This window comes from Arthrobacter sp. 35/47 (genome assembly GCF_000520475.1).
Lineage (GTDB): Bacteria > Actinomycetota > Actinomycetes > Actinomycetales > Micrococcaceae > Arthrobacter_D > Arthrobacter_D subterraneus.
The window spans coordinates 138,225-144,057 of record NZ_KI914592.1 but is presented as its reverse complement, the minus strand read 5'-3'; the positions used below and the strand labels follow the sequence as shown (position 1 = coordinate 144,057).

The window sequence follows — 5,833 nt, the reverse complement described above, 5'->3', positions numbered from 1 at the left end:
CCGAGGCGGGTCGCCGGTAAGCCCGGAAACCACCGGTCCACCTATCAACCCGCCGTCTCAGGGTGTTCCCACCAACCCGGCCCAGCCGCGCTGAGCACGGTTCCCGCTCAATCAGGAAGAAGTATCTGCAATGGCAAACGAAGTGGGAAAGACCGCTGATGCGGGCCGGGAACCGCTCGGCGCCGACTCTCCAGAGCAGCAGGAGGAGACAGTCGAGCATGTTGTGGAGGACGTGCGTTCCGAGATCCGCCTGGGTCATGTGGAGGATGACGTCACCCATGTCCTCGAGGAGAGGCTCGATGAGGCCGGCGTCCACCTGCGCCCGGAGAAGGTCGATGACCTGGCTGAAGACATCGAAAATGACGTCTCCACCTAGCTTCATGGCACTGGCAACAGTGAGAACCCTGCGCGCATGAGCGCGGAGGACAAGTACGACATCGTCATTATCGGCGGCGGCGCGGCGGGACTGAGTGCCGCCCTCCTTCTGGGGCGTGCACGGCGCCGCGTCGCCGTCGTGGACGCAGGGCAGCCACGCAACGTACGGGCGGAGCATATTCATGGGTATCTCACCCGTGACGGCGTTCCTCCAGCCAGATTCCTCGAAGTGGCACGTGAGGAAGTACGGAGTTACGGCGTGGAACTCGTTGACGCGATCGCACAGGAAGTCCGACCGGACCGGTGCGTACAGCTGACTGACGGACGCCTCCTGACCGCCCGTCAAATCATTCTCGCGACGGGGTTGAAGGATGTCCTGCCGGAGATCGAAGGAGCAGACCAGCGGTGGGGCAGAGGCCTGTTCCAATGTCCGTACTGCCATGGCTGGGAGCATCAGGACAGGGCGCTGGCCGTGCTCGGAACGGGAGAATCCTCGGTGCAGCAGGCGCTGCTGGTCCGCCAGTTCTCGACCGACGTCACCCTGTTCACCCACGGGATGGAAGGCCTGGACGGGCAAGCCGCCGACGCTCTTGCTTCCCGCGGAGTGAAAGTGGTTGAAGGCCGGGTGCGGGCGTTGGTCGGTGGCTCCGGCTCCCTGGCCGGGGTGCGGATGGGCAACGGTGACCTGCACGCCTGCGAGGCGCTGTTCTACGAACCCGACGCCACGGTCGACACTTCGATCGTGCAGGTGCCGGAGTGCCGGACCGACGAGAACGGCTGCGTCAGCACGGATCAAACCGGCCGCACCAGCGTTGACGGGGTGTGGGCGGTGGGAAACGCCGCAGATCCTGCCGCGCAGGTGATTACTGCGGCGGGGGACGCCTACCGGCTTGCAGTGGCGGTCAACGCCGCGCTCATCGACGACGACGTCGCGGCTGCAACCGGACAGCTTCGACAGTGCGTTGTTCAAGGCTCATAAATAAGACCCTGGGGAAGGCGGGGGCTCTGTCGCTTTCGCCGGCGGCCGACCACATGACCGATCACGATGCCGAAAACCACTCCCACGGCGATCCAGGGGAGCTGCCACATCGCCAGGGCGAGTACCGCGCCGCCAAGCAGCCCGAGAACCATACCCTGGTCCATCGGTTCCAGGGACTGCCAGGCGCCTTCCTTGAACACCCTTCGACGAACCACCGAACCGGCGACCTTACTCTGCGGGGGTGATGATGAGGTTGTGGTACCGCTTAAGCGTTTCCCTCGTATCAGCGTCAACGTCAAGCGGAACCGTCATGACAACGTAGTCGCGGGGCGGCACATTGGTCCCGATGGCCACAGGGTAGATGAAGTAGCCGTTCTGGTCTGCGACCGCAGTGGCCGGCTCCACGATGTAGTTGTAGTCGGTGTTGGGCCAGCCGAGCATGACATAGACACGCTGCCCCGGAGCGTAGCCGTCCCCCATGACGGCCAGCGTCTCGCCCTGCCGGATGGTCGCCGTTGGAGCCGTTTCAACTTCGCCCTGAACCGGAGTCACTTTCACCCACTCGAAGTATTCCTTGCTGGAGTGAGGAACTCCCGGGATCCCAGGGGTGACCGGCGCGAGCGGGTTCGGCTCACCGTGCGGCGGTGGCACAAACGGGTCATTCGGGCCGGCCGGCAGCGGTTCAAGGGTCGGAGCCGGCCCAGCGGGAGCCTCCACGGCAGGCTCTGACGCCGGCTCGGGGCTCGGCTCTACTGTGGGCTCAGCGGACTCGGGTTCAGCCGAGCTGGTGTCCTCCGCAGTCGGTTCAGCGGACGGTGACGCCGACTCGGACGCCGGCTCGGACGCCGCAGCGGATGCCGAGGCGGACTCAGCGGCTGGTTCGTTGGCAGCGTTGGAGCAGCCCGCGAGGAGGCCGGCAATCACAGCGAGGGTGACAATGGAGGGCAGCTTGGACAAGGGCGTACTTTCGTGAGGAAGCGGATGGAACCTGGCGGAGAATCGCCCGGCAAGAACCCTGCAGTGCTGCATCCCCCACAGCGGACGCTACCGCCTGAATTGATTCCCCGACAGCACGGAACGGTCACGTAAGCGAACCGTTATATGCCGCTCACCAAATCAGGCGACAGACACCCCGAACACCAGTCCCAGGAGGTAGGTGGCACCGGCTGCTCCGAGGCCGATCGCGAGCTGGCGCAGCGCGCGCTTCAGCGGCGACGCTCCGGACAACAGTCCGACGACGGCGCCGGTCCCCAGCAGCGCCAGGCCCACCAGCACGCAGGCGGTCACAATCGCCGCGATACCCGTAAGCCCGAAGATGTAGGGGAGGACGGCGATGATGGCGCCCGAGGCGAAGAAGCAGAAGCTCGACGCCGCCGCGCCGACGGCACTGCCGACGCTCTCGTGCTCGTCCTGGGGTTCCTTCCGTTCCGGCTGCAGCGACAGGCTCGGATCACAGTCGCAGCTGAACATCCCCATGCGTTCCGCCGCGCGGTGCTCGGCCGCCTCCGGGGACATTCCGCGGGCACGGTAGACCAGTACCAGTTCGTTGGCGTTGATATCGAGTTCCTTGGCGGCGGTCAGCGTGACCTGGGTGGGGCGCGACGCCGTCAGCAACTCCCGCTGCGACCGCACCGACACAAACTCACCCGCGGCCATCGACAGCGCGCCGGCGAGCAGCCCGGCAATGCCGCTGAACAACACGAACGCGCTCGAAACCCCTGTTGCGCCGATCCCCATGACCAGGGCGAGATTGCTCACCAGACCGTCATTCGCACCGAACACCGCCGCCCGGAAATTGCCGGAGAGCCGGTTACGCCCGCGCGTTGCGAGGCCGCGGACAACCTCTTCGTGGATCTGCTCGTCGGCGGCCATGGCGTTGGTGGCCGACGGGTCCTCAGCGTAGGGGGAGCGGCCCTCCGCCCGCTGTGCCAGCGCCAGCACAAAAACCGAGCCGAACCGGCGGGCAAGGAAGCCGAGCACCCGGTTGCGGAGGGACGGGCGAAGGGGCTTGCCGACGTCGTCCCCCAGGAGGGCGCGCCAGTGCTGTTCGTGCCGGCCTTCCGCCTGGGCGAGCGCCAGCAGAATGTCCCGCTCCTCGCCACCGCGCTTCCGCGCCAGGTAGCGGTAGGTGGCAGCTTCCGCGCGTTCGTCCGCCAGATACTGGCGCCAACGCTTGATATCAGCGGGTGTTCGGGTTCCCTGGGGGGTCAAAGCCGGCTCCTGATATTCCACGGCCAGGGCTGTTGGGGGCTCCGGCCATTAACTAACGCATGGCCGAAGGTCTCGTTCGCCGCTGATGCGGTGGACTGCCGGGCATCATCACTGAGTGCCAGTATGTCGACAGGCCGCGGAGCACACGCTCCGGAACTACTCCCCTTCGCAAACATCCATCCTACCCGTTCCCGGTGCCGGGCCGCGCTCTGGCTAGGATGAAGCGGTGGATACCGCACGGAAGAACGACGACGGCGGCGGCCGGAGCGGCCTCGCACGGCGCGTCCTGCGCGGGGGCACTGAACCGGACGCGAGGTTCACCCTCGCCAACGAGCGCACGTTCCTCGCCTGGATCCGCACCTCGCTGGCACTGATGGCCGGCGGGATCGCCGTGGAGGCCTTCACCACCGACATCTTCGTTCCGGAGCTGCGCACCACCCTCGCGGTGCTGTTGCTGCTGCTCGCCATGATCATTTCCTCAGTGGCCTGTTTCCGGTGGATCAACGTGGAACGCGCCATGCGTCACGGGACCCCGCTGCCGCTGCCGTTCCTGGCACCGCTGCTGGCACTGGGCGGGTCGGCGGTTGCCGCCGTCGTCGTCGTGTTTGTGCTGGTGAGGGGCACCTGAGGTGACCATGCTGGACCGGGACCCCGGATTGCAGCCGGAACGGACCTCCCTGGCCTGGGGCAGGACACTGACGGCGCTGGTCGGCTCGAGCCTGCTGTTCCTGCGGTGGGTGCCGGACCACGGGTGGTTTGCGGTAGCGCTGGTGGCGGCGGCGCTGGCAGCGGCGATGGGGATCTATGGAAGCCAGCGCCGGCGGTATGCGCGGAGTGTCGCCGGGGTGTCACGGGGCCAGCTGGACGCCGACGTCGTCGCGGTGCTGTGCACCTCGCTGGCGGTGGCCGCCATGGGCGCGCTGGGAATCTACACCGTGCTGTTCCTGCCGCTCTAGAGACCGGCACGTAGGGTAGTAGCGAATCCGCCTGCGCTGAGCAGGCTCTCTCCCAGCAAGGAAGAAGCGCCCGTGGAGTACCGAGACGACACCAGTGCAGCACAGTACCGATCGAGCCCGTGGAAAGACGGTCTGGGCAGGGCGAGCATCCGCAGCGCGCAGCTGCTGCTGCTGATCGCGGCGCTGGTGGTGTCGGTGTACGGGCTGATCCAGGTGCGGCTGGTGGTCATCCCGCTGCTCCTGGCACTGATCCTGGCCGCCGCCATCAGCCCGCTCGTCAACATGCTGCGCCGCAATGGTTGGCCGGGTGCGCTCGCCACGGCGTTTGCCTTCTTCCTGCTGCTGGGCGTCCTGGGCGGTGTGGTGACCGGCATAGTCTTCGCGGTGCGAGGCCAGTTCGACGAACTGGTATCGAGCGCCAACGAGGGGTTCGACCAGGTCTACGACTTCATCCGCACCGGTCCGCTGCCGGTGGACGAGGCCCAGATCCAGGAGGCGCGTCAAGCGCTGGTCGACTTCGCTACTAGTGCGACCGCAGGATCAACGGCGCTCTCCGGCCTCACCGCCGCCGGCACCTTCATCACCGGCGCACTGCTCATGGCGGTCATCCTCTTCTTCTTCCTGAAGGACGGCGACAGGATCTGGGCGTTCATGCTGCGCGGCTTCAAGGGAGAGAGGCTCCGCAAAGCCCGCCAGGTGGGATTCCGAAGCCTTGAGGTGCTTGGCGGGTACGTCCGCGGAACGGCGATCATCGCCCTGGTCGATTCGATCTTCATCGGCCTTGCCCTGTTCATCCTCGGGGTGCCGCTGGCGCTGCCACTTGCCGTGATCGTCTTTGTCGGCGCCTTCGTTCCGCTGGTCGGCGCCACCGTTGCGGGAGCGCTCGCCGCGCTGGTTGCCCTGGTGGCCAACGGGCCGTTCGTGGCGCTGATGGTGATTCTCGCCGTCGTGGTGGTCAACCAGCTGGAAGGGAACTTCCTGCAGCCGGTGGTCATGGGCCGCTCCCTGAGCATCCATCCCCTGGTGATCCTGCTGGCCCTGACCGCCGGCACCATCCTGGCCGGGATCATCGGGGCGATACTGTCCGTGCCGGTTGCCGCCGTAGCCTGGGCGGCGATCAAGGTGTGGACGGGTGAGGACAACCCGGACCTGGACGCGGAACCGGGCTCCGGGTCGGTGGACGCGCACGAGGCGGACGCCCGCGAGGCGGACGCTCGCGAGGCGGACGCCCGCGGGGCGGCGGATTCGGACGCGGCGGAGGCGGACAGCAACGTGGGAAAACAATAAGCCCGGAAACTGCCCGGAGGTGCAG

At 66.8% G+C, this 5,833-nt stretch carries 8 protein-coding genes; 5 read left to right on the top strand and 3 right to left on the bottom strand.

Annotation, left to right across the window (positions count from 1 at the left end):
- Positions 1-130 precede the first annotated feature (130 nt).
- Together X803_RS0107340 and X803_RS0107335 are read left to right on the top strand one after the other, a co-directional pair.
- Entirely contained in the window at positions 131-376 is a 246-nt protein-coding gene (locus X803_RS0107340; RefSeq protein WP_051470558.1) for a hypothetical protein, read from the top strand.
- 36 nt (positions 377-412) lie between these two features.
- A complete protein-coding gene (locus tag X803_RS0107335) occupies positions 413-1,354 on the top strand; it encodes an NAD(P)/FAD-dependent oxidoreductase (protein ID WP_026544639.1) in 942 nt (313 codons plus the stop codon).
- Here the strand turns inward: X803_RS0107335 and X803_RS21825 are convergent.
- From X803_RS21825 to X803_RS18440, 3 genes are all read right to left on the bottom strand, one after another.
- Complete coding sequence (locus X803_RS21825; protein ID WP_156929997.1) at positions 1,342-1,554, bottom strand: hypothetical protein; 213 nt, start codon at positions 1,552-1,554, stop codon at positions 1,342-1,344. The genes X803_RS0107335 and X803_RS21825 overlap by 13 nt on opposite strands.
- A 28-nt stretch (positions 1,555-1,582) precedes the next feature.
- On the bottom strand, positions 1,583-2,311 hold the full coding sequence (locus X803_RS20995; RefSeq protein ID WP_051470557.1) for a hypothetical protein: 729 nt from the start codon (positions 2,309-2,311) through the stop codon (positions 1,583-1,585).
- A gap of 159 nt (positions 2,312-2,470) precedes the next feature.
- On the bottom strand, positions 2,471-3,565 hold the full coding sequence (locus X803_RS18440) for a VIT1/CCC1 transporter family protein (RefSeq protein ID WP_035778187.1): 1,095 nt from the start codon (positions 3,563-3,565) through the stop codon (positions 2,471-2,473).
- Between the two features lie 226 nt (positions 3,566-3,791).
- Between X803_RS18440 and X803_RS0107315 the strand changes: the two genes are divergently transcribed.
- The 3 genes from X803_RS0107315 to X803_RS18435 all read left to right on the top strand — a co-directional run bounded on the left by X803_RS0107315 (position 3,792) and on the right by X803_RS18435 (position 5,808).
- Positions 3,792-4,193, top strand: coding sequence for a YidH family protein (locus X803_RS0107315; RefSeq protein WP_026544638.1), 402 nt, complete (start codon positions 3,792-3,794; stop codon positions 4,191-4,193).
- Positions 4,194-4,200: 7 nt separating this feature from the next.
- Positions 4,201-4,521 carry a DUF202 domain-containing protein gene (locus X803_RS0107310; RefSeq protein ID WP_035778240.1) on the top strand — a complete coding sequence of 107 codons (321 nt, stop codon included), beginning with the start codon at positions 4,201-4,203 and terminating at the stop codon, positions 4,519-4,521.
- A 72-nt stretch (positions 4,522-4,593) separates the two neighbouring features.
- Complete coding sequence (locus X803_RS18435; protein WP_051470555.1) at positions 4,594-5,808, top strand: AI-2E family transporter; 1,215 nt, start codon at positions 4,594-4,596, stop codon at positions 5,806-5,808.
- The last annotated feature ends 25 nt before the right edge of the window (positions 5,809-5,833 follow it).